This is a genomic window from Streptomyces sp. NPDC058773 (assembly GCF_042746015.1).
Taxonomy (GTDB): Bacteria; Actinomycetota; Actinomycetes; order Streptomycetales; family Streptomycetaceae; genus Streptomyces.
In genome coordinates, this window is the sequence record NZ_JBHYPE010000020.1 from 36,792 (window position 1) to 59,332 (window position 22,541).

General features: G+C 71.3%; 17 protein-coding genes. 4 read left to right on the forward strand and 13 right to left on the reverse strand.

Annotation, left to right across the window (positions count from 1 at the left end; genetic code table 11):
• Positions 1–197: 197 nt before the first annotated feature.
• Entirely contained in the window at positions 198–2,318 is a 2,121-nt protein-coding gene (locus tag ACFW5B_RS19085) for a type IIA DNA topoisomerase subunit B (protein ID WP_386440427.1), read from the reverse strand.
• Between the two features lie 442 nt (positions 2,319–2,760).
• Between ACFW5B_RS19085 and ACFW5B_RS19090 the strand changes: the two genes are divergently transcribed.
• Positions 2,761–2,991 (forward strand): hypothetical protein, encoded by a 231-nt coding sequence (locus ACFW5B_RS19090; RefSeq protein WP_003981845.1) that lies wholly within the window; start codon positions 2,761–2,763, stop codon positions 2,989–2,991.
• Positions 2,992–3,114: 123 nt separating this feature from the next.
• Here the strand turns inward: ACFW5B_RS19090 and ACFW5B_RS19095 are convergent, their stop codons facing one another.
• The 6 genes from ACFW5B_RS19095 to ACFW5B_RS19120 all read right to left on the reverse strand — a co-directional run bounded on the left by ACFW5B_RS19095 (position 3,115) and on the right by ACFW5B_RS19120 (position 12,477).
• Positions 3,115–3,924 (reverse strand): serine protease, encoded by an 810-nt coding sequence (locus ACFW5B_RS19095; protein ID WP_386440431.1) that lies wholly within the window; start codon positions 3,922–3,924, stop codon positions 3,115–3,117.
• Positions 3,925–4,060: 136 nt separating this feature from the next.
• Complete coding sequence (locus tag ACFW5B_RS19100) at positions 4,061–5,617, reverse strand: RNA polymerase sigma factor (RefSeq protein ID WP_386440434.1); 1,557 nt, start codon at positions 5,615–5,617, stop codon at positions 4,061–4,063.
• Positions 5,618–6,014: 397 nt separating this feature from the next.
• A complete protein-coding gene (locus tag ACFW5B_RS19105) occupies positions 6,015–7,016 on the reverse strand; it encodes a FadR/GntR family transcriptional regulator (protein WP_386440437.1) in 1,002 nt (333 codons plus the stop codon).
• Between the two features lie 815 nt (positions 7,017–7,831).
• Positions 7,832–8,596 (reverse strand): NUDIX domain-containing protein, encoded by a 765-nt coding sequence (locus ACFW5B_RS19110; RefSeq protein WP_386440440.1) that lies wholly within the window; start codon positions 8,594–8,596, stop codon positions 7,832–7,834.
• Positions 8,597–8,644: 48 nt separating this feature from the next.
• Positions 8,645–10,648: a glycogen debranching N-terminal domain-containing protein gene (locus ACFW5B_RS19115; RefSeq protein WP_386440443.1), complete on the reverse strand. Its 2,004-nt coding sequence runs from the start codon at positions 10,646–10,648 to the stop codon at positions 8,645–8,647.
• A gap of 215 nt (positions 10,649–10,863) precedes the next feature.
• On the reverse strand, positions 10,864–12,477 hold the full coding sequence (locus tag ACFW5B_RS19120) for a DUF4192 family protein (RefSeq protein ID WP_386440446.1): 1,614 nt from the start codon (positions 12,475–12,477) through the stop codon (positions 10,864–10,866).
• A gap of 125 nt (positions 12,478–12,602) precedes the next feature.
• Between ACFW5B_RS19120 and ACFW5B_RS19125 the strand changes: the two genes are divergently transcribed.
• A complete protein-coding gene (locus tag ACFW5B_RS19125) occupies positions 12,603–14,768 on the forward strand; it encodes a RecQ family ATP-dependent DNA helicase (RefSeq protein WP_386440449.1) in 2,166 nt (721 codons plus the stop codon).
• Positions 14,769–14,985: 217 nt separating this feature from the next.
• Positions 14,986–15,696, forward strand: a complete 711-nt coding sequence (locus tag ACFW5B_RS19130; protein ID WP_386440452.1) for a hypothetical protein — start codon at positions 14,986–14,988, stop codon at positions 15,694–15,696.
• 146 nt (positions 15,697–15,842) lie between these two features.
• Here the strand turns inward: ACFW5B_RS19130 and ACFW5B_RS19135 are convergent, their stop codons facing one another.
• The 4 genes from ACFW5B_RS19135 to ACFW5B_RS19150 form a co-directional block, all read right to left on the reverse strand.
• A complete protein-coding gene (locus tag ACFW5B_RS19135; protein WP_386440455.1) occupies positions 15,843–16,493 on the reverse strand; it encodes a hypothetical protein in 651 nt (216 codons plus the stop codon).
• Positions 16,494–16,559: 66 nt separating this feature from the next.
• Entirely contained in the window at positions 16,560–17,261 is a 702-nt protein-coding gene (locus ACFW5B_RS19140; RefSeq protein WP_386440458.1) for a ribonuclease HII, read from the reverse strand.
• 315 nt (positions 17,262–17,576) lie between these two features.
• Entirely contained in the window at positions 17,577–18,488 is a 912-nt protein-coding gene (locus ACFW5B_RS19145; RefSeq protein WP_386440461.1) for an ADP-ribosylglycohydrolase family protein, read from the reverse strand.
• 11 nt (positions 18,489–18,499) lie between these two features.
• The gene (locus tag ACFW5B_RS19150; protein ID WP_386440463.1) at positions 18,500–19,159 is read right to left on the reverse strand and encodes a histidine phosphatase family protein; all 660 of its coding nucleotides are present in this window, start codon (positions 19,157–19,159) and stop codon (positions 18,500–18,502) included.
• Positions 19,160–19,552: 393 nt separating this feature from the next.
• Here ACFW5B_RS19150 and ACFW5B_RS19155 point away from each other — a divergent pair, with 393 nt between their 5' ends.
• Positions 19,553–20,308 carry a TetR/AcrR family transcriptional regulator C-terminal ligand-binding domain-containing protein gene (locus tag ACFW5B_RS19155; RefSeq protein ID WP_386440466.1) on the forward strand — a complete coding sequence of 252 codons (756 nt, stop codon included), beginning with the start codon at positions 19,553–19,555 and terminating at the stop codon, positions 20,306–20,308.
• A 24-nt stretch (positions 20,309–20,332) separates the two neighbouring features.
• Here the strand turns inward: ACFW5B_RS19155 and ACFW5B_RS19160 are convergent, their stop codons facing one another.
• Together ACFW5B_RS19160 and ACFW5B_RS19165 are read right to left on the reverse strand one after the other, a co-directional pair.
• On the reverse strand, positions 20,333–20,938 hold the full coding sequence (locus ACFW5B_RS19160) for a YdbC family protein (RefSeq protein ID WP_386440469.1): 606 nt from the start codon (positions 20,936–20,938) through the stop codon (positions 20,333–20,335).
• 68 nt (positions 20,939–21,006) lie between these two features.
• A complete protein-coding gene (locus ACFW5B_RS19165; RefSeq protein WP_386440472.1) occupies positions 21,007–22,419 on the reverse strand; it encodes an amidase in 1,413 nt (470 codons plus the stop codon).
• Positions 22,420–22,541 lie beyond the last annotated feature (122 nt).

The following is a 22,541-nucleotide window of genomic DNA, read 5'->3' on the forward strand; positions in this document are numbered from 1 at the left end:
ACAGAAAGCGCCTCACGGGCGCCCTGCAGCCCTTCCAGGGGCATTCTCCAGCACGCCGCCACTTACCCCAGAAACTGATCACGGTCGGCTTCACGGTCGACGCCGCGCCGGATCAGCAGCCGGGCCGCCTCCGAGGAACCACGACGGGCGCCTCTCCACCCAGGAGTGGAGAGGCGCCCGTCAGGAGCTGCGGCCCCTCAGGTGTCGATGCGCGAACGGTCCAGAGTGGATGCGGAGTTGGTGATGAACTCCTTACGGGGGGCGACTTCGTTGCCCATGAGGAGGTCGAAGGCCTTCTCCGCCGCTTCGAGATCGCTGATGTTGATGCGACGCAGGGTGCGGTGGCGCGGGTCCATGGTCGTCTCGGCGAGCTGGTCGGCGTCCATCTCACCCAGACCCTTGTAGCGCTGGATGCTGTCCTTGTAGCGGACCTTCTTGCGCTGGAGTTCAAGCAGGGTCTGGCGCAGTTCGTTGTCCGAGTAGGTGTAGATGTACTTCTCCTGGCCCTTCTTGGGGCTGATCAGCTCGACACGGTGCAGCGGCGGGACGGCGGAGAAAACCCGGCCCTGCTCGACCATCGGGCGCATGTAGCGCTGGAAGAGGGTCAGCAGCAGGCAGCGGATGTGGGCACCGTCGACGTCCGCGTCGGCCAGGAAGATGACCTTGCCGTAACGGGCGGTGTCGATGTCGAAGGTGCGGCCCGATCCGGCCCCTATGACCTGGATGATGGCGCCGCACTCGGCGTTCTTGAGCATGTCCGAGACCGAGGACTTCTGGACATTGAGGATCTTGCCGCGGATCGGCAGCAGGGCCTGGAACTCCGAGTTCCGCGCGAGCTTGGCGGTGCCCAGCGCCGAGTCACCCTCGACGATGAACAGCTCGCTGCGGTCGACGTCGTCGCTGCGGCAGTCCGCGAGCTTGGCCGGCAGCGAGGAGGACTCGAGAGCCGTCTTCCGCCGCTGGGCCTCCTTGTGCTGACGGGCGGCGATCCGCGTCCGGGCCGCGGCGACGACCTTTTCCAGGACGGCGCGCGCCTGCTGCTTGTCGTCCCGCTTCGTGGAGGTCAGGAACGCCTTGAGTTCCCGGCTCACCACCTGGGCGACGATCCGTGACGCGGCGGAGGTACCGAGCACCTCCTTGGTCTGCCCCTCGAACTGCGGCTCCGCGAGCCGGACGGTCACAACGGCCGTGAGGCCCTCCATGGCGTCGTCCTTGACGACGTCGTCCTCGGCGACCCTCAGCAGCTTGCTCGACCGCAGCACCTCATTGACGGTCTTGGTGACCGACCGCTCGAAACCGGAGACATGGGTGCCGCCCTTGGGCGTCGCGATGATGTTGACGAACGACTTGATCGTCGCGTCGTAGCCGGTGCCCCAGCGCAGCGCGACATCGACGCCCAGTTCCCGGGTGACCTCGGTCGGTGTCATGTGGCCGCGGTCATCGAGGACCGGCACGGTCTCCTTGAACGTGCCCTGGCCGTTCAGCCGGAGCACATCGCAGACGGCCTTGTCCTGCGCGAGGTACTCGCAGAACTCGCTGATGCCGCCGTCGTAGCGGAACGTCTCTTCGGTCTTTCCGGCGCCGTCGATGCCGCGCTCGTCACGGACCACGAGGGTCAGGCCCGGTACGAGGAAGGCCGTCTGGCGGGCACGGGCGTACAGGGTCTCCAGGGAGAGCCTGGCGTCCTTGAGGAAGATCTGCCGGTCGGCCCAGTAACGCACCCGGGTGCCGGTCTTCGTCTTGGCGATCCGCTTGCCCTTGAGCAGGCCGTTGCCCGGGTCGAAGGGGGCGTCGGGCCCCGATTCGGTGAAGATGCCGGGGACGCCGCGACGGAAGCTGATCGAGTGCGTCTTGGAGCTCCGGTCCACCTCGACATCCAGTCGGGCCGACAGCGCGTTGACGACCGAGGCACCGACGCCGTGCAGACCGCCGGAGGCCGCGTACGAGCCGCCGCCGAACTTTCCGCCGGCGTGCAGCTTGGTCATCACGACCTCGACGCCACTGAGACCGGTCTTGGGCTCGACATCGACGGGGATGCCTCGCCCGTTGTCCCTGACCTCCACCGACCCGTCGTCGTGGAGGATCACCTCGATGTGGTCGCAATAGCCGCCCAGAGCCTCGTCGACCGAGTTGTCGATGATCTCCCAGAGGCAGTGCATCAGTCCCCGGCTGTCCGTGGAGCCGATATACATGCCGGGGCGCTTGCGGACGGCTTCGAGCCCCTCGAGGACGAGCAGATGCCGCGCGGTGTAGTTGGATCCGTCCCGGTCTGCCCCGGTCAGCACTGCGGTGGACGGCACGGACATCTCGGCGGTCACGCGGTTCGCTCCTCGCTGAATTTCTGGCAGCCCGCATTCCGCGGACTCGGTTGTGGCGGTGTCGCCGGTCAGAGCGTACCGAGGCCTGGTAGAGCCGATGTGACGCCACCCGTACGCATGGCCATGGTAGTAGAATTTCGTTCGTACGTTCGATACCTCGTTGGGGTGACGTCCGGGTGACGTGCACATCACGTTCCCTTCGAGGCATGAACCATTTAGGCTCCGGGCACGTCCTCATCAACAACCGGCAAGCCAGCCGGGAGGACAGACCAACAACCAACGTGAATCAGACCACCACGCAATACGGCTCATTCGCCGCCACCCGGCAGCACCCGGCCCCCTCGGAGAATTTTTTCGAGGAAAAGGCACGAGCGGGAACGATTTCGGCCTGGTTGGATGTTGACCCTGGTACGACAGCTCGTCGAGCTAGAGAAGAGGCGACGTGACTACTGTTCTGACACCCGCGAGCCCGCTGACGGCCGCTGACCGCTGCGACCGCTGCGGCGCCCAGGCATACCTGCGCGTCGTCCTGATGTCCGGCGGAGAACTGCTCTTCTGCGCCCACCACGGTCGCAAGTTCGAGCCAGAACTCAAGAAGATCGCCGCGGAAATACAGGACGAGACGGAGCGGCTGACCGCTTCTCCGGCGTCCGCGTCCGATGAGGAACGCTGACACTTCGCATCCACGACGAGCGAGCAGCGGCCCAGCGCCGTACCGCGGGCGGTCTCCCTGGCACCACCAGGGAGACCGCCCGCACTCGTGCGCTCACGCATGCCTGACCGCTCCCGCGCCCGCTCAGCCGGCCCCGTGCGCGGACACCGCCGGAAGCAGCGCCGAGGCGCGCGTATAGACCCCGGGACTGCCCGCCTGACCGCAGCCGGTCCCCCACGACACCAGGCCCACCAGGCGCCCGCGCACGACCAGCGGCCCGCCGCTGTCCCCCTGACAGGCATCCCGTCCGCCGGTCGGCTCCCCCGCGCACAGCATCGAGTCCGCCCTGAACTTGCCGTCGGCACTGCCCGGATAGGCCCGCGCACAGACCGCGTCCCGCAGCACGTTCACGTGCGCCGCCCGTAGGTGTGACGCATAGCTGCCGCCGCCCGTGGTGTCGCCCCAGCCGTAAACCGTGGCCGCATTGCCCGGCCGGTAGGCGCTGTCGTGCCGGCCGGCCATCGGGATGGGCCGGTTCGGAACCGGCTTGGCGAGCGTGAGGACGGCCATGTCGCCGTCGTTCGTCCAGCTGTTGTAGCGCGGGTTGACCCAGATCTTGGCGGGCTTGAACTCCTGGCCGCCCCCGGCGGCGAGGTTGTCGCGCCCGATGACGACCCGCAGGTCCCGTACCTGCCGCCAGGGGACGCCCAGCACCTCCTTGCTCAGGCAATGCGCCGCGGTCACCACCGTCGAGTGCCCGACGAGCACGCCGCCGCAGAACTGTCCGGAGCGCTGCACCCCGAACCGCTGATGAGAGGCCAGCGCCACCGCCCAGGGGCTGTGCGACAGCGGTGCGGGCTTTCCCCCGATCACCTGCCCGTCCGCGACGGCCGACGCCGGCAGGGCGAGGGCCAGCGCGAGGGCTCCGAGGGCAGCGGGGACGAACGGACGCATTCGGACTCCTGACTATGGGGCAGAGCGCGCATACCCAGAGTGACCCAATCAGCCGCCCCGCGCACCCGGACAAGCGCGAGCCCGGCCCCTCCGACTGGGAGGGACCGGGCTCGTGATGCCGTCCGGACGGGTGGGACTAGTCGAGGTAGTCGCGCAGCACCTGGGAGCGCGACGGGTGACGCAGCTTCGACATCGTCTTCGACTCGATCTGGCGAATCCGCTCACGCGTGACGCCGTAGACCTTGCCGATCTCGTCCAGCGTCTTGGGCTGGCCGTCGGTGAGACCGAAGCGCATGGACACGACACCGGCCTCACGCTCGGAGAGGGTATCCAGCACCGAGTGCAGCTGCTCCTGCAGAAGCGTGAAGCTGACCGCGTCGGCCGGGACGACCGCCTCGGAGTCCTCGATGAGGTCACCGAACTCGCTGTCGCCGTCCTCGCCCAGCGGGGTGTGCAGCGAGATCGGCTCGCGGCCGTACTTCTGGACCTCGATGACCTTCTCAGGGGTCATGTCGAGCTCCTTGGCCAGCTCCTCCGGGGTGGGCTCACGGCCCAGGTCCTGGAGCATCTGGCGCTGGACGCGCGCGAGCTTGTTGATGACCTCGACCATGTGGACGGGGATACGGATCGTACGGGCCTGGTCGGCCATGGCGCGGGTGATGGCCTGACGGATCCACCACGTCGCGTAGGTCGAGAACTTGTAGCCCTTGGTGTAGTCGAACTTCTCGACCGCACGGATCAGACCGAGGTTGCCCTCCTGGATCAGGTCCAGGAAGAGCATGCCGCGGCCCGTGTACCGCTTGGCCAGGGAGACGACCAGACGGAGGTTGGCCTCCAGGAGGTGGTTCTTCGCCCGGCGGCCGTCCTCGGCGATGATCTCCAGCTCGCGCTTGAGCTTCGGTGCGAGCTTGTCGGAATTCGCGAGCTTGTCCTCGGCGAACAGGCCCGCCTCGATGCGCTTGGCGAGCTCCACCTCCTGCTCGGCGTTGAGCAGCGGGACCTTGCCGATCTGCTTGAGGTAGTCCTTGACCGGGTCGGCGGTGGCGCCGGCTGCGGCGACCTGCTGGGCGGGGGCGTCGTCCTCGTCGTCGTCGGACAGGACGAAGCCGGCGTTCTCCGCGCCCTCGGCGGCCTCGGGGGCATCGCCCTTGCCGGGTGCCGGGGTCTCCTCGGTCACGTCGTCGTCGAGCAGCTCGTCGACGTCCTTCTTTGCCGCGGTCTTCTTCGCGGTGGCCTTCTTGGCCGTGGTCTTCTTCGCGACCGTCTTCTTGGCGGTCGTCTTCTTCGCCGCTGCCTTCTTGGGCGCGGACTCGGACTCACCGGCCGACGGGTCCGCCACGGAGGCGGGGGCCGCGGCTGCGGTGGTCTTCTTGACCGTGGCGGCCTTCGCCGCGACGGTCTTGGTGGCGGTGCGCTTCGCCGGACTCTTCGCTGCGACGCTCTTGCGGGTGCGCTTGGGCGCCTCTGCGGCACTGACCATCAGCGTCACACCCTCCTCGTCGAGGATTTGGTTGAGGCTGCGCAGAACGTTCTTCCACTGGGTTGGCGGAATCTGGTCAGCCTCGAAGGCCCGACGCACGTCATCGCCGGCGATCTGCCCATCTGCCTTTCCCCGCTCGATGAGCGCCATCACAGACTCGGACTCGGCGATCTCCGGCGGGAGCGTACGGGATGTGCTGGCCGACACGAACAACCTCTCGGAACGATGGAAACGGCTTCCGACCCCGTCCTGTGTGGATCGGAGCCGACGACCGCCGGTGGGGATGGACCGACGGCGCAGGGGCAACCGGGGAGTTGAACAGCGTCACTAACGCCGCTCTTATTCCCTCCTCGGCTATCACCTCTTAAGTCATCGCGCTTCCCTGAAGAGCGTTACGCCCAATCTGCGTGGCCCGAGTCACACCCCATAACGACCCATTCCCAGTCGTATGACATGCAACCCTCCCAAGGTCTGTCGCCGGATCCGGTCGACGCCCCGGATCCGGCGTTCTCGTGCGCCATCGCCGCGTACGGCGTGCCCTGCCCGGAGGGGTGCGCAGGGCACGGGGGGCGCGCGGCGCCTACAGTCCGTACGCGGTCGGGTACGGACCTCAGTGCTCGCGGGGCGCGGGGACGACGTGGTCCACGGGCGTCCCGGAGCCCTGGCCGACGGCCTCGCCATGGGCGGCGAGGAGCTGCCGCATCGCGGATTCGGCCGCGGTGGCGTCGCCGGAGCCGATGGCGTCGACGACCCGCATGTGCTGACCCACGGACGTCTCGACCGGCCGCTCGCAGCCGCCACCGGAGCCGCCCGAGACGTGCAGGGCCGCGGAGACGATGCCCGAGAGGTGCTCGAGCATGCGGTTGCCGGCGAGCTGCAGCAGCAGCGAGTGGAACTCGGCGTCGGCGCGGGAGAAGGTCATGGTGTCGCCCTGGGCCGCGGAGTGGCCCATGATCTCGACCATGTCCGCCAGCCGCTGCTGGATGTCCTCACGACCGTGGCCCGCGGCGAGCCGGGCAGCGAGGGGCTCGATCGTCCAGCGCAGCTCGCACAGCTCACGGCGCTGGTCGTCACGCTGTGGCCCGTAGGCCCGCCATTCGATGATGTCGGGGTCGAGCAGGTTCCAGTCGCTGACCGGGCGCACTCGGGTGCCGACGTTCGGGCGGGCACTGACGAGGCCCTTGGCCTCGAGGACCCGCAGCGACTCACGGACGACGGTGCGGGAGACCTCGAAGCGCTGGCCGATCTCCTCGGGGACGAGCGGGCGGTCGGCGCCGAGATCGCCGGAGACGATCATCTGGCCGAGCTGCTGGACGAGTTGGCCGTGCAGGCCGCGGCCGCGACTGCCGGCCGCGCGACGGCCGACCCGGCCGATGTCTGCCTCTGAGCCGTCCCAGACCTGCGAAACCCGCTCGGCACGGTCCTGGCCGGCTGCGTTGTTGGCGTTCGCGGCGTTGGCCGCGTTCGCGTAGGGGTAGCGGTCAAGCTCGCCCGGGCCTGCGAGGCCGGTGTCGCCGGGGCGAGCCGCGGTCATCATGGTGTGCGCAAGGGTACTCACGCATCTTTTGTCGGCGACACCCTGAACACCCTTGAGGTCTTTGGTGAAAAGCACACGAAAGGGTGATCGCCCCCCATCCCTGAATTGACGCTTTATCGGAAAGAAATGCGCTCTCCCAGGCGGCTTGTGGACAGCAGCCACAACAACAGAACGCCAAAACATACGCATTACTCGATCAACAGCCGAAGCCGCCCGGCGCCGCGGGCACATCACCGCAGACCAGGCCTATCAACGGCAACACCGGTGCACCGCCTGCCGGTTGGCATGTGTACCGCATCATGAACAGATGCACCTTGGTCGATTCCGAACGGACTCTTGACGCGGCCACCGAGGGGTGGAGCGAGTTCAACCGAGACGTCAAGAGAGACGCCGCGGACAATCTCATTGCAGCGGAACGGAATACACGGACGCCCCATCCTTTCGCCCGGTTTCAGCCGATCACATACCCGCCCAACCGGCTCCGCGGAAAGGCCACTCGACGGCAGCGGCAAAGAAGACCGGCCAGGGCTGACGCGAGCAGGCGACGGAAGGTGGGGAGCAGAGGCGAGTGGGCCGACGCGCAAGAGCCGTCGACCGCGGTCCCGTACGGGCCGGCCCCGCTAGCGGGGTGGCGCTCCGGTCAGACTGCACCGCACCACCGGGAGCGAAAGCCGGACGCGACCCGCGAGGATCGCCGGGCGGCGCGGCCGGGCGAGGCCGCGCACCCCTCGCGGGGCGTGAGGCCGGTCGGAAGCTACAGAGGACGCGAAAGGACTCACTCGGCCAAGGTACCGCAATATGTCCTATTTTCCCGCAATTGCTCGATCTTGATGGTCCGTCGTGTCACCACGGGTGAACTTCGGCCCTGCGGTGCCTGCTCCGCCCCGGCCTCAGACCTCCGGGCGCAGCATCGGCGGGTTGAGGAGCGTCGCCCCGCCGGCTCTGAACAGTTGTGCCGGGCGGCCGCCCTGACGGGTCGTCGTGCCGCCCGTGGGCACCAGGAATCCCGGGGTGCCGGTCACCTTGCGGTGGAAGTTGCGGGGGTCGAGTGCGACGCCCCAGACCGCCTCGTACACCCGGCGCAGCTCGCCGACGGTGAACTCCGGCGGGCAGAAGGCCGTGGCGAGCGAGGAGTACTCAATCTTCGAACGGGCCCGTTCCACACCGTCGCCGAGGATCCGGGCGTGGTCGAAGGCGAGCGGGGCCGCCAGCTCGCCCTCCCGGGCGAGACTGTCGTCCTGTTCCAGGAGGGACTCGACCGGCGCCCAGCGCGCGCTGTGGGCATCGCCGCCGGCCCGGGGGGCGGGCAGGTCCGGAGCGAGGACCAGGTGCGCGACGCTGACGACCCGCATCCGGGGGTCCCGCTTGGGGTCGCCGTACGTGGCAAGCTGCTCGAGGTGTGCGCCGTGAACGGGCGGCGGGCCCGCCGAGGACTGGGCGTGCAGACCGGACTCCTCGGCGAGCTCCCGGGCGGCCGCGCCCTCGAGGTCCTCGTCGGCCCGGACGAATCCACCGGGCAGGGCCCAGCGGCCCTGGAACGGCGGCTCACCGCGGCGTACGGCCAGCGCGCAGAGGGCGTGGCGGCGCACGGTGAGCACGACCAGGTCGACGGTGACAGCGAAGGGCGGGAAGGCCGACGGGTCGTAGGGAGGCATGGGCGTGATCATAGTCGTCCGCCTGACGATAAACAGGCCCGAAGCACCTCACGGAAGGAGCTGCAGACCGTCCGCCGCCGTCTCCACCACCCCCATGCCGAGTCTGCTGATCCGTACGGCGAACGGCTGCTCGGCGACGCTGAGTCCGGTGAGCTGGAGCGCCCCCAGCGGGGCCGCAGCAGGCGGCCGCACGGACATCGTCCCGGCGGGGACATCGGGGCGCAGACCGGCAAAAGCGATGAGTATGTGCACCGCGCCGGCCGCCGCCACGGCAGCGGGGCGGCAGGCCGACGGATGCGGCACGGGGGCGGCGTCGGCGGTGCGCTGCTCCCCGGCGTACATCTCGGGGAGGCGGTACCCGAAGCTGGCCGCGGCAGCGAGAACCCCTGTGGTCAGGGCACCGGCTGTCCGCTCATGGCCGGCCGCGGCCAGTCCGGCGGCCGCGATCGCCGTTTCGTGGACGCGCACCGCGCCGCTGCGGTGGCCGAACGGGTTGTATCCGGGTTCCTTGGCGCTCAGCCCGCGCAGACCCCAGCCGGTGTTCATGGCCGGGCTGCCGAGCAGTCCGGCGAGTTGGCCGGTCTGTGCCGCGTCCAGCAGACCGGGGGCGAGGGCACCGCCGCCGAGCAGGCCGGTGTCGAGGAGTGAGGCGGCAGTGGAGGCGAGGTGCCGGACGGGGCGGCCGTCGGCGGTGAGCAGGGCGGCAGGACGGCCTCCTGCAGCGTCGTCCAGCCAGAAGTCCTGACGGAACCGGATGCGCAGATCGTCGGCCCAGTCCCGTAAGGCCGCCGCGTCGCCGTGTCCGGAGGCGTCGAGCAGATCGGCGCCCAGGAGAGCGGCGCGATGGGCGTGCGCCTGGATGTCGCAGCGGTACGGTCCGCCCGGCGCGGGGTCGGGGACGTAGCCCCTGGGGCCGCCGCCCTGCGGGTCGGTGGCGAGCCTGAGCCATCGCAGACAGCGCTCCGCGGCGGGGAGCAGCCGCTCCGTCTCGCGATCGGGCAGACCCCAGCGGCGGGCCTCCGCGAGGACGGCAGGGAACAGGAGGGTGGCCTCGATGCCTGTGCAGCTCGGTGGGACGTGGGGTCCGGCATCTCTGAGAGGGCCGGGAATCAGGCCGAAATCCGCTCCTGGTGTGGCTCGTTGAGTACGGGCGAGCATCCGCAGGGTGCCCGCTGTGAGCCGGGTGCCCAGCGGAAGCAGCATCCGGGCGGCCCACAGCGCCTCGACCGGGGCAAGGCCGCAGCGCCAGGGGAATCCACCGGCGACATAGAGGTCGGCGGTGGCCGCCGGGTCGCGCATCAGCAGGCCGTGGAGATCGTCGAGGCTGCCCGCCATGAGCGCCTCGGCCCGCTGGTCGTCACACTCCAGCTGGGCCGCCGTCCAGGGGCGCGGTGGCCGGTCGCCGCGCTTCCGCGGGGCGACCGGCTCGGTGCGCGGTCCGGGGATCCGGGCGATACCGGAGCGCCGGTGGTTGGCCGGAGCGCCGGCGGGTCCGCCCCTGTCGTGTTCCAGTCCGGCGCGCAGTTCGATGGTGCGGCAGGCGCCGGGCGGCAGATCCAGTTCCCAGCGCAGCAGGCCCGTCGAGGCCAGCACGTCCGCGGGACCTGGCGTCGCGGACACCACGGCGTGCACTCCGGGCCCGGACCAGCGGAGTCCTGAGCCGTGGACCGCGGCCCGCAGGCCAGGGCCCGGGAGGCCGGCGGCGACGGACCCGAGTTCCGCGAGATCGGTGCCCAGCCGGATCTCGACCGGAAGCCGGACGGGCCGGGTGGCACTGCTGCGGAACGTGATCCGCTCGGTGCCGTCGGCGGACCGCAGCCGCTCCACCTGGAGTTCCGGATCCGGCCCGCGCTCGCCGGTCCTGCGGATCGTCCCGAGGAACCGGGCACGGTCCGCTGCGGTCAACCGCCCCTGGACCATGAGCGGTTCCTCGCCCGCGACCAGCAGTTCGCAGCGGGACAGGACCCGGCGGCCGTCGCGATAGAAGCCGCCCATGCCCTGGCCGGTCAGCTGCCCCGACTCCGGGGAGACGGCGAGGGCCGGGAGGGCCACGCAGACGAGTGCGGAGTGGACGGGTTGCGGGTCCGGCGCCCGGAGCGGTGCCGGGCGCCGCGCTCCGGGCAGTCGGCCGGCCGGTTGAGCAGTGGGGACGGTGCCTGGCACGCGCTGTGCTCCCTGGTGAGATCGGGACTCCTGGCGGATTACGCCACTCGGGTGAACGCTCCGGCCCGTTCCCAGGTCACGCCGGCCTCGCAGCAGCGGCCCGGTCACCGCCGGCTCCGGTCGTCTCCCCGGCCTGCCCGGCGCCTGCTGCGCCCATCGGTCGTACGGGTGCCCGGTGCCGTGGTGCCGCGCGGTCCACGGTGGCGACCGGTGGGCCCGGGGCGGCTCGGGCCGGGGCGTTTCGTGGACCGCGGTGTTCCCTTGGCGGCCGCAGGGGTGGACGGCGCGGGCGCCTCGGTCGTGGCGACCGCCTCCTTGTGCTGCTCGCGCAGGCAGCGGCGCAGCGGCTCCGGATCGAGGCCCTCGTTGATGGCACGGTGCAGCAGCTGGGCGAAGGTGTAGTCGGGGTCGAGGGCCAGGGCGCGGCTGAGGGCGACACGGGCCGAGGGACCGTCCTCGGTGGACCAGCACACCCAGCCGGCGAGGGTGAGCGGAGCCACCGCGTGTTCGGCGTAGCCGCCGGCGCAGCGGCGGGCGAGGGCACGCCAGAGCCGGAGGGCCGGCGCGGCCGCGGAGCCGTCCATCCACTCCGCCGCTCGGTCACGGGTGACCCGGTCCTGGAGGCCGAGGATGAGATCGGCGGCCTCGGCATCGGTGATCAGCGCGTCGTCGCAGGCGTCCCGGGCCCGGTTGCTGCCCGAGGGCGTGTCCAGACGGAACCGGCGGATCATGGCGCCGGCCAGTTCGAGAGTGTCGCGGCGGACGGCCACCGCCCCGTCCCGCCGGAGCATGCGCGGCACCAGCGCACCGGCAGCCGTGTCCAGCGCCTTCTCCTGTTCGGCGGCCCGCCGTCCGGTGCGGGGTGTCAGCCTGGCCTCCATCTCCTTGAGGGAGCCGCGCACCTGCATTCCCGCGTACGCGGCGGCCGCGGCCATCACGGACGTGCCCGGCATGACCATGGGTGTGCCCTCGGCGGGGCAACAGCGGAAATCGGGGCAGCAGTAGGACCAGAAGCGGCCGTTCGAGAGACAGAGGGCTTCCAGGACCGGCACGTCCAGCGCGCCACAGGCGGTGCGCAGCCGCTGGGCGAGGGGACGGAGCCGGTCCCTGACGTCCTTGCCGTTCTCGCCCTCCGGGGGCTCCTGGCAGAGGTAGACGATGATCGCCTCGGGCCGGTCATCACGCTCCTGACCTGCCGAGATCAGACAGTCGGCAAGTTGGTCGGCGACATCCGGCCACTGCGAGGTGTCGGTCGGGATACCGAGCCTGACCCGGCCGCCGAAGCGTCCGCGCTCACCGTGCAGGGCCACCATCACGACGCTGTCGTCCGGATAGAAGCCGAGGAAATACGGCAAGGCGTCGGCGAGCTCGGCCGGACTGCGCAGGGTGACCTGGGCATCGGCGGACGGCGTGGTGGCCGCCTCGGCGCGGGCGGCAGCAGAGTCAGGCTCGGACGGGGACGGGGAGCCGGCGATGTAGGCGGGATTGGAGAGAACAGAGGGGTCTGTGGTGTTCGCGGGGCTGGACGGCTCCGCGGCGCCGGTGCGGTTCGCGGGTGCGATGGGGCCGGAGGGGCCGACGGCGCTCGGAGGGTCGGCAGGGGTCGAAGGCTTGGGCGGACGCGGGGAGTTGGCGGGGTTCGGGGTGGACGAGGAAGAGGAAGTGGCGGCGGAGTTGCTGTCGCCGGCGCGCTTGCTCGGTTCGCTGTGCGGATTCATGACTCGAAGATCCCGCGGCCTGCCGCCGCTCCGCGACCCCTGTGGATAACTCTCGGGCGACGAGGTTATCCACAGGTTCGGGTGGGGGTTCGCGCGATGTCAGTGGCATCGGGTTGCATGGAGGCATGAGCAACGAAGATCTGCGTGCCGCAGCCGATACCGTCCTGACCCGCCTCGTCGGGGATCCCGGCGGTGAGGCCAGGCTGCGTGAGGACCAGTGGCGCGCGATCGAGGCCCTGGTCGCCGACCACCGCCGCGCCCTGGTCGTGCAGCGCACGGGCTGGGGCAAGTCCGCGGTCTACTTCGTCGCGACGGCGCTGCTGCGCGAGCGCGGCAGCGGGCCGACGGTGATCGTCTCACCGCTGCTCGCCCTGATGCGTAATCAGGTCGAGGCGGCCGCGCGGGCCGGTATCCGCGCGCGCACGATCAACTCCGCCAACACCGAGGAGTGGGACACCGTCCAGGCCGAGGTGGCGGCCGGTGAGGTGGATGTCCTCCTGGTGAGCCCCGAGCGGCTCAACAACCCCGATTTCCGCGATCAGGTGCTGCCCAAGCTCGCCGCGGCGACGGGGCTGCTGGTGGTCGACGAGGCGCATTGCATTTCCGACTGGGGCCATGATTTCCGGCCGGACTACCGACGGCTGCGCACGATGCTCGCCGATCTCCCGCCCGGTGTGCCGGTGCTCGCCACCACCGCGACGGCCAACGCGCGGGTGACCGCCGATGTCGCCGAACAGCTCGGGACGGGCGAGGGCTCCACCGAGGCACTGGTGCTGCGCGGGCCGCTGGACCGGGAGAGCCTGAGCCTCGGCGTGCTGCCGCTGCCGGACGCCGCGCACCGGCTCGCCTGGCTCGCGGACCATCTGCACGAGCTGCCGGGCTCGGGGATCATCTACACCCTCACTGTCGCCGCCGCGGAGGAGGTCACGGCGTTCCTCCGGCACCGGGGGCACACGGTCTCCTCGTACACCGGCAAGACGGAGAACGCCGACCGCCAGCAGGCCGAGGACGATCTGCTCGCCAACCGCGTGAAGGCGCTGGTGGCGACCTCGGCGCTGGGCATGGGCTTCGACAAGCCCGACCTGGGATTCGTGGTGCATCTGGGCTCGCCGTCGTCCCCCATCGCGTACTACCAGCAGGTGGGCCGGGCCGGCCGTGGGGTCGAGCACGCCGAGGTGCTGCTGCTGCCCGGGCGGGAGGACGAGGCGATCTGGAAGTACTTCGCTTCGCTGGCGTTCCCTCCGGAGGAACAGGTGCGGCGGACCCTGGACGTCCTGGCGGCGGCCGGGCGGCCGGTGTCGCTGCCGGCCCTGGAGCCGCAGGTCGAACTGCGGCGTTCGCGCCTGGAGATCATGCTCAAGGTCCTCGACGTGGACGGCGCCGTGCAGCGCGTCAAGGGAGGCTGGACGTCCACCGGCCGGCCCTGGGCGTACGACACCGAGCGCTATGCGTGGGTGTCACGTCAGCGCGAGGCCGAGCAGCAGGCGATGCGGGAGTACGCCACCACGACGGGCTGCCGGATGGAGTTCCTGCGGCGGCAGTTGGACGACGAGGCGGCGGTGGCGTGCGGCCGCTGTGACAACTGCGCCGGGGCCCGTTTCACCACCGAGGTGTCCGCCGCATCGCTGGACGCGGCGCGCGGTGAGCTGGGGCGGCCGGGGGTGGAGGTCGAGCCGCGGCGGATGTGGCCGACGGGGCTGCCGGCCGTCGGGGTCGATCTCAAGGGGCGTATCCCGGCGGGCGAGTTGGCCGCGACCGGCCGTGCCCTGGGGCGGCTCTCCGACATCGGGTGGGGAAACAGGCTGCGTCCGATGCTCGCCCCGCAGGCCGCGGACAGTCCGGTCCCGGACGAGGTGGCGGCCGCGGTGGTCACGGTTCTCGCCGACTGGGCCAAGGGGCCCGGTGGTTGGGCCTCGGGGGCGGCGGAGGCACCGGCCCGCCCGGTGGGCGTCGTCGCGCTCTCCTCACACACCCGTCCGCAGCTGATCCACTCGCTGGCCGAGCGGATCGCGACGGTCGGCCGGATGCCGTTCCTGGGCACGGTGACCTCGTCGGACGACGGTGCGCACGGCAGGATTCCGCGCAGCAACAGCGCCCAGCGGCTGCGGGCCCTGCACGGTGCGCTGGGCGTGCCGCCGGAGCTGGCGCAGGCCGTGTCCGGGGCGGGTGGCCCGGTGCTGTTGGTGGACGACTACGCCGACACCGGCTGGACCCTGGCCGTGGCCGCTCGACTCCTGCGCCGGGCAGGAGCGGAGGCGGTGTTTCCGCTGGTCCTCGCCGTACAGGGCTGAGCCCGGTACGTCCCACGGCGACGCGCGGGGATATTTGGGATGTCTTTGGCGATTCCGGTCATGGGCGGGAATCACTCATTGCCGCATGGGTGTACGACCGCGAGAATTGGAGGTGCTTCCCCTTACCGGCCGTCCGTGGTCAGGCAGGGCCATGCCGTGGTGCCGATCCGCGCGCCGGGCCACCGTCCGATGCGGACGCCTAGACGAAGGGAGAAACGTGACCTTCGGCTTCGCCTCGCCCCCGCAGACGCCTCCGCCCGCGTCCGCCGATTCCGCCCGACTGGGACGGATGCTGGAGCCCGCCGAATGGGCGTCGGCCGGCATCCCGTTGCTGCGCAATCCCCGGGAGGTCGTCGCCGGTCTGCACGATCGTCATCGCCCGGGGCCGTCGACAGCCATCGTCGCCGTGCTCGATCCGCAGGAGCGGGTGACGGCCAGCGCTTCGTTCACCGAGCTCGCCGTCGCTCCCGACGGCTGGGAATTCCGCAATGTGCTGCTGGCGCATCTGCGCCGGGTCATCCCGCACGACCTGCGGCTGCGCGCCCCGGTGCGGACCGCCGTGCTGCTCTACTGCCGTGAGGGCGAGCCCCGTTGGACGGAGACGGACGGGGCGTGGATGTGGGGGCTGCGCGACGCCTGCACCCTGCACGGGCTGCGCTGCGGCGCGTACATCGCACTGACCCCGGACCGCTGGCAGGTACTGGGAGAGGGCCGGGGCGGGCGCCGTCCGAGGCCGTCCCCGAGGGACACCCAGCCGCTCGGAGAACCGGGCTCTTCGGGGGCGGGGCGCAGGGAGAGGCGCCGCACGACGGCGGCACGTCCGGATGCCCCGCGTACGGCTATGGGCATTCCCGCGCAGAACCGGCCGGTGCCGTGGCGCACCGGCGGCGGCGCACCGGAAGCCCTTCGGCACACTGCGGCCCGCTGAGCGGACCGGGCGGGCGTCGCGGGCTTCCGCGCTCGGCGGGTGAGCGAACAGCCCTGCGGTGGGCCCCGGCTCCGGTCCCCGCCCGTCGGTACGCAAGCGAGCCCGACGGCCTCCAGGGCCGACGGGCTGTTGCGTACCGGCAGCGGTCAGGCGTGAGCGCCGAGCACGCCGTTGATCCGCTGCGGGTCCCCGCAGACGATCAGCAGCGTTCCGGCCCGGGCCATCGCCGCGGGCAGCGCCTGCGCGGTGACCTCGTCCGAACCACCGTTGACGGCGACGACCACGACGGGCCGGCCGGTGGCTCGCCCGGCCGCGGCGTCCGCGTAGAACACATCGTCCGCGGCGTCCTGCTGGGCCCAGTAGGACGCCTCGCCGAAGGACAGTTCGTGCGCGGCCCACGGGTGGGTCTCGCCGGTGGTCAGCACCAGGATTTCACCCGGCGCACGCCCGGAGTCCAGCAGCAGGTCGACGGCCTCGTCGGCGGCGTCGACCGCGCCGCCGGCCGGGGCCGGGATCAGCTGGAGCTGCGCTCCTGCAGCGGTGCCGGCCTTACCGGCAGGCGGCTGCGGGGAGTTGGTGCGCTGCGCCGGCGGAGCGGCGACAGGACCACGCGGCGGGGCGGCAGGTCCGGGCTTGCCCGGACGGACACTGGACGCGGGGGCGCCACGCGGCGGTGCGGGGCGGGGACCGGGGCCAGGAACGGGACGGGGGGTCGACGCGGTGCGGCCGGCGGCCGGAGTTGCGCGGGGACCCGGGACACTCTCGTGAATCTGAGGCTCCTCGGGGATGAGAGGCATAAAGGGATGTCTATCAAACGTAAGTGCGGAACATGTCATCGGGTACCGAATTCATGTCCGCACCGCTCAGAAATCGAAGCCGAGTTGGCCACCGGCTTCCAGAGCGGCTGCTTCGGGGGTGATGCGCACCTTCTTCAGATGCCGCCACCGGGGCAGGGCGTCCATGTAGGACCACGACACTCGGTGGTGCGGCGTGGGACCGTACTCCTCCAGGGCGATGCGATGGGTCGGCGAGGGGTAGCCGGCGTTGGCCGCGAAGTCGAAGTCGGCGTAGGCCAGGCCCAGTTCGGTCATCATCGCGTCGCGTCGCACCTTGGCGATCACGGACGCGGCGGCAACCGCGATACAGGACTGGTCGCCCTTGATGACCGTGCGGACCCGCCACGGCGCGCCCAGGTAGTCGTGCTTGCCGTCGAGGATGACCGCGTCCGGCCGGACCGGCAGCGCCTCCAGGGCGCGTACGGCCGCGAGCCGCAGGGCGGCGGTCATGCCCAGCTCGTCGATCTCCTCCGGCGAGGAATGCCCCAGGGCATACGACGTGACCCACTCACCGAGCACATCACAGAGTTCGGTGCGGCGCTTGGGTGTCAGCAGCTTGGAATCGGTGAGTCCGTCGGGCGGCCGACGCAGACCGGTGATGGCTGCGCAGACGCTGACCGGACCGGCCCACGCTCCGCGTCCGACCTCGTCGACACCTGCAACGATCTTGGCGCCCGTCGTGGCGCGCAATGATCGCTCGACGGAATGTGTGGGGGGCTCGTACGGCATGGCGCCAGCCAGGTTACGCCTATTCGGCCCGGCCGTCCGCATCGGATCCGAAGCCGGCGGCAATCCGTGCCGGTGGCCGCGTGAGCAGGGCAGGACGGTGCCGCTACCGGCGGGTATGCCGACGTGGGCGTACAGAGGGCGGGGCAGGTGACGGACGCAGCAGTTCCGGTGCCTTGCGCGCACCCGTGCGGAGCCGAAGTCGCCGTGCGGCGCAGGCCGTTGGAGGGTGATCCCAGCCACGGGAGCGGACGTGTCCGGCGGGCGCGCGGCGGGCGGAGGCGGAGGCGGAGCGAGGAAGCGGCGGTACGGCCGTGGTCAGTCGGCGAGGGCGGGGGTCCAGGACGGGAGGGGCTCGGCGCCGTCCAGCCACGCCTGCGGAGGGGCTCCGGCGCGTCCGGCGGCGGCGACGATCCCGCCGACGATGGCGCACGTGGTGTCGACGTCGCCGCCCGCCTGGGCCGTGGTCCAGAACGCTCGCTCGTAGTTGCCGAGATGCTGGGCGGCGGCCCACAGGGCGAAGGGCACGGTGTCATGGGCGCTGGTGCGCCGTCCGCAGCCCAGGACTGCGGCGACGGTGCCGGAGTCGGCGTAGTCGAGCATGTCGCGGGCCCGGCGCAGCCCGGCCTGTACGGCGCTGCGCGGGATCAGCTCCAGCACCCCGTCGAGCAGCTGCTCGGGGCCGGTGTCGCGCGTCGGGTCGGCGACCAGGGCGGCCGCGGCGGCGACGGCCATGGCGCCGACGACGGCCTCGCGGTGCTGGTGGGTGGTGTAGGCGGAGATCTCCGCCTGGTGGGTGGCCTGCTCGGGGTCGTCGGCGTACCAGGCGCCGAGGGGGGCGATCCGCATCGCGGCACCGTTGCCCCACGAGCCCTGACCGTTGAAGAGCCCGGACGCCAGCTCGCGCCAGTCGCCGCCCTCGCGGATCAGCCGCAGCATGCGGTTGACGGCCGGCCCGTAGCCACGGTCGAAGTCGTGGTGGTCGGCGAAGGAGCGGGCGAGGGCGTCCTGGTCGATCCGTCCGTGGGTGGTGAGGACGGCCAGGACGGAGCAGGCCATCTCGGTGTCGTCGGTCCACTGCCAGGGGGCGGGAGGCGGCACCCGGCGCTTGAGGGAGGGGTAATTCGCGGGGACGAAGAACTGGGATCCGAGGGCATCACCCACGGACAGTCCGCGCAGGCTCGCCAGAGCCCGCTCACAGCGGTCTGCGTCACGGTGGTCGAGGGTCATCGGTGTGCACTCTAACCGGTGGCCCCGTAAGGAACGGGTTCACACCAACGCTCGAAGGGCCGGTCAAGGCTGTAGCGGCCGTCGGGGCCGAGCAGCAGGGTGCGCCACTCCGCGTTGCCGGGGTTCGACAGCGACTCGAAGTCGGCCACCGTCCAGTGGAACCAGCGCATACAGAACAGCCGCATGGTGAGTCCGTGCGTGACGATCAGGACGTTCGGCGGGTGGTGGGGGTCCTCGAAGCTGCGCCACAGGCTCTCCAGGAACGCCCCGACCCGGTCGTAGACATCGGCTCCGGACTCCCCCTGGGCGAAGCGGTAGAAGAAGTGGCCGTAGGCGTCCCGGTAGGCCTTCTGCCGTCGTACGTCCTCGCGGTCCTGCCAGTTGCCCCAGTCCTGCTCACGCAGCCGGGGCTCCTCGCGCACCCGGACCTTGGTGGGGTCGAGGCGGAGTTCGCGGAAGGTCTGGTGGGTGCGCCGGTACGGCGAGACATAGGCGGAGATCCGCTCGTCGCCGAACATCTCGCGCACCGCGCCGCCGGCCTCCGCCGCCTGCCGCAGCCCGGCCCCGGTCAGGGCGAGCGCATGATCGGGTTCGCGCTCGTACACGGTGTCGTCGACATTCCCCTCCGACTCTCCGTGGCGGATGAGAACGATGCGTCGGGGCCGAGCCATGCCGCCAGCCTAAAACGGGCGCCTTGCCCCTGTCGCACGCTGCCGCAACCACGCCCGTCGCACATCCGTCCCCCGCCGCTCCCGTCGTCGGCGGGCGAGCCGGCCGACGCGTATCCCGCAGAAGCGGCCGCCGCGGCGTCGCCTCGGCCGGCGGACGCGGGAGCGGTGGAGCAGGGCATCGAGCCTTACCGCCGATGCGGCTTCGGCCTCTTCGACGAGGCCGGGCGCGAGGTGGTGGGCGGACCCGCCGACGGGCAGGTGATCTCCGCAGGACGTCGTGAGGTCGTACAAGGAAAGCTGGGTCGTCATTCTCATCCCCCGAGTTAAACGCAACCATGGTCGCATTACGATGATGATGACAGACCGGCCCGACTAACGCAACTGGAGTTGCAATTGACTGACCGGACCGTGCCCGACGACGGCCGCGAGCAGGGCGGTCCCGCACCCACCCCCGGCACCCTGCGCCCCGGCGGCCGCACCGCCCGTACCCGCGCCGCCGTCCGCGACGCCGTACTGGCCGGCCTCACCGAGCACGGCTATCCCGGCCTGACCGTCGAATACGTCGCCGCCCACTCCGGTGTGCACAAGACGACGCTCTACCGACGCTGGAAGGACGTCGAGGGCCTGGTCGCGGACGCGCTGGATCTCGCGGGCGAGGACAGCTGGGCCCCGCCCGACACCGGTTCCCTGGAAGGCGATCTGCGCGCCCTGGTCCAGGAGGTCGTCGTCTCGTTCACCGACCCGGCGGTGGCCGCGTCGGGCTCCGCGATGATCGCCGCCGCCTTCCAGTCCGAGCGGGCGGCCCATGCACTGCGCGCCTACTACGCCGAGAGGTTCGCGCGCTGCGAGGCCGTCGTCGAACGCGCCGTGCGGCGCGGGGAGTTGCCGACGGCCACGAACGCCGCACGGAAAACCCCCGCAGACCCTGAATCCGCCACCGGCACCGGCACCGGCCCCGGCTCCGCCCCGCACCACGGCATCGACGCCGGAGCACTCGTGCGCTCCGTCTCCGCGCCGCTGTTCTTCCGCCTGTTCATCACCCGCGAACCGGTCGACGACACCGTGGCCGAGCAAGCCGTGGCGGCAACGCTGGCAGCCGCCCGCGCCGGGGCGTTCACCGCCGGCGGCGAGGCGGACGGCGCCCCATGAGCGGCCCCCTGGCCGTGCCGCCCCTCATACCGTCCACGACGGTTCGAGCTGCACCACGTCGCCCGCGATCGCCCGGACATCCGCGGCTATCTGGGCGCGCAGCGCCAGCCGCTCCACCCGCTCGGGCCGGTACTTCCCCCGCTCGGCTGCCGACTGCCACAGGGACAGCACCAGGAACTCCTCCCCCGGGGCCCGCCCCAGCATCCCGCGCAGCATGCCCGGCGAACCCGCCATCGCGGGGTTCCAGACCTTCTCCTGCATCAGCATGAAGTGGTCCACCCGGTCCTGGTGCACCTGGCAGTGGGCCAGCCGCAGGACGTCCACATCGCCGAAGGACGGGCGGAATCCGACCTTCACGTCAAACTCGTGCTCGAACAGCCGGACTTGAGCGTCCTTGAAGGTGCCAACCTGGGCGGCCGCCAGCCGGTCGTGCGAGCGCGCCATGAAGGAGTCGTAGAACGCCCGGCTCTCCCAGAAGGCGACCAGATGCGCGACGCCCGGCCGTGCCCGGCTCCATCCGCCGCCCTGTCCCCGGAACCCCGGCTCACCCAGCAGCCCCGCCCATTTCCGCTGCCCCCGCTCGAACCCTCGACGGTCCACGACGGTGAGGCGAATCCACTTGACCAGCACCGCGCCATCGTACGGCCCGAGGCCGGACCGGGATCACTGCGCGTCACAACGCACCACCCCGAACTTCCTTACGGTCGGGGATCGATGGGAGCCAGGACACCGAGCCGCCGCTCCACCGCCTCGGCCGCCTCCAGGCACAGGTCCTCCCGGTAGGAGCGCCCGATCACCTGCACTCCGTAGGGCAGCCCGTCCACCACCCCGGTGGGTACGGCCACCGCGGGCACCCCGACGAAACTGGTCACGGTGCACAGCCGTATCGCCCGCTGCACCCGCCGATAGCCTTCCTCGTCCCGCGCCTCCTCCCCCGGGGCGAACGGCGGATCGGTGAACACCGGCCCCAGGACCAGCGGATACTCGTCCAGGAAGGCCGCCCAGTCCCGCTGGATGCCCATCCGCACCCCGGTCAGCCGCAGATACTCCGGCAGCTCCACGGGGTGCGACCTCGCCATGCCCCACTCGACATAGCGGTGCCCGCCCTCCCCGAGCAGCGGCTTGACCGCCGGCCAGGTGGTGGCGAACTCCGTGAGCGTCATCCTGGCGTAGACGTCGAGGGCCTCATCCAGCCGCGGTACGTCCGCCACTTCCCGCACCTCGTACCCCGCGTCCCGCAGCGCGTCCGCCGCGCTCTCCACGGCCCGGCGCACCACCGGATGCACCCCGCCGCCTCCGGGGTCCGTCACCATCGCCACCCTGAGGGGACGCGTCGGCGGCGGACCGTAGGGCGGCACCGGCACGGTCCGCGGGTCGCGCGGGTCGGCGCCGGCCAGCACCTCGTACGCGAGCCGCAGATCGTCGACCGTACGGGCCAGCGGGCCGTCGACCACGAGCAGTTGGGCGGCGGGGCCTGGGTCGTCCGGGCCGATGCGGTGATCGGCGGCGAACCGCCCGTAGGTCGGCTTCAGACCCGCGACGCCACAGAAGGACGCGGGAATGCGCACCGAACCTCCGGAGTCGTTGCCGAGTCCGAGCGGGGCCATACCGGTCGCCACGGCCGCGCCGTCGCCACCACTACTGCCGCCCGGCGTGACCGCGGTGCTCCAGGGGTTCGCGGTGTCCCCGAACAGTTCGCTGCGGGTGTGGATGCCGGCCAGGATGAGGGTCGGCATGTTGCTGTGGCCTATGGGGATACCGCCCGCCGCGCGCAGACGCGCCACCGGGGGCGCATCGGAGCGCGCGACGAAGTCCCGGAAGCGCTCCGCGCCGTAGGTCGTCGGTACCCCTTGGACGGCCGTGGTCTCCTTGACGGTGAACGGCACACCGGCCAGCGGCCCCTGTTCAACTCCCGCCGCACGTCTGCGGTCGGCCTCCGCCGCCTCGCTCCGCGCCTGCCCGGCGAGCAGCTGGGTGACGGCGTTGACGGCCGGGTTGACCTCGGCGATCCGCTCCAGATGCGCCTCGACCAGTTCCACTGCCGAGACCCCGCCGGTGCGTACCGCCGCCGCCTGAGCGCGGGCCGTCACCCTCCACAGCGCGTCGCGCATGCCCTCCCCCTCTTCCGGCCGCGAACGGCCCTTTCCCGGCTACACGGGAGACCCTCCCGCACGTTCCGATGCATCCGCATCACATCACTCGCCATCGTAGCCTTGTCACCGATACGCACGCA

Bases quoted from the DNA above. Each gene is read 5' to 3' on its own strand.
- ACFW5B_RS19150 (WP_386440463.1), bottom strand. From the start codon at position 19,159: ATGGCTCGGCCCCGACGCATCGTTCTCATCCGCCACGGAGAGTCGGAG.
- ACFW5B_RS19140 (WP_386440458.1), bottom strand. From the start codon at position 17,261: ATGCCGTACGAGCCCCCCACACATTCCGTCGAGCGATCATTGCGCGCC.
- ACFW5B_RS19120 (WP_386440446.1), bottom strand. From the start codon at position 12,477: ATGAATCCGCACAGCGAACCGAGCAAGCGCGCCGGCGACAGCAACTCC.
- ACFW5B_RS19165 (WP_386440472.1), bottom strand. From the start codon at position 22,419: ATGCGCGACGCGCTGTGGAGGGTGACGGCCCGCGCTCAGGCGGCGGCG.
- ACFW5B_RS19095 (WP_386440431.1), bottom strand. From the start codon at position 3,924: ATGCGTCCGTTCGTCCCCGCTGCCCTCGGAGCCCTCGCGCTGGCCCTC.
- ACFW5B_RS19125 (WP_386440449.1), top strand. From the start codon at position 12,603: ATGAGCAACGAAGATCTGCGTGCCGCAGCCGATACCGTCCTGACCCGC.
- ACFW5B_RS19145 (WP_386440461.1), bottom strand. From the start codon at position 18,488: ATGACCCTCGACCACCGTGACGCAGACCGCTGTGAGCGGGCTCTGGCG.
- ACFW5B_RS19135 (WP_386440455.1), bottom strand. From the start codon at position 16,493: ATGCCTCTCATCCCCGAGGAGCCTCAGATTCACGAGAGTGTCCCGGGT.
- ACFW5B_RS19110 (WP_386440440.1), bottom strand. From the start codon at position 8,596: ATGCCTCCCTACGACCCGTCGGCCTTCCCGCCCTTCGCTGTCACCGTC.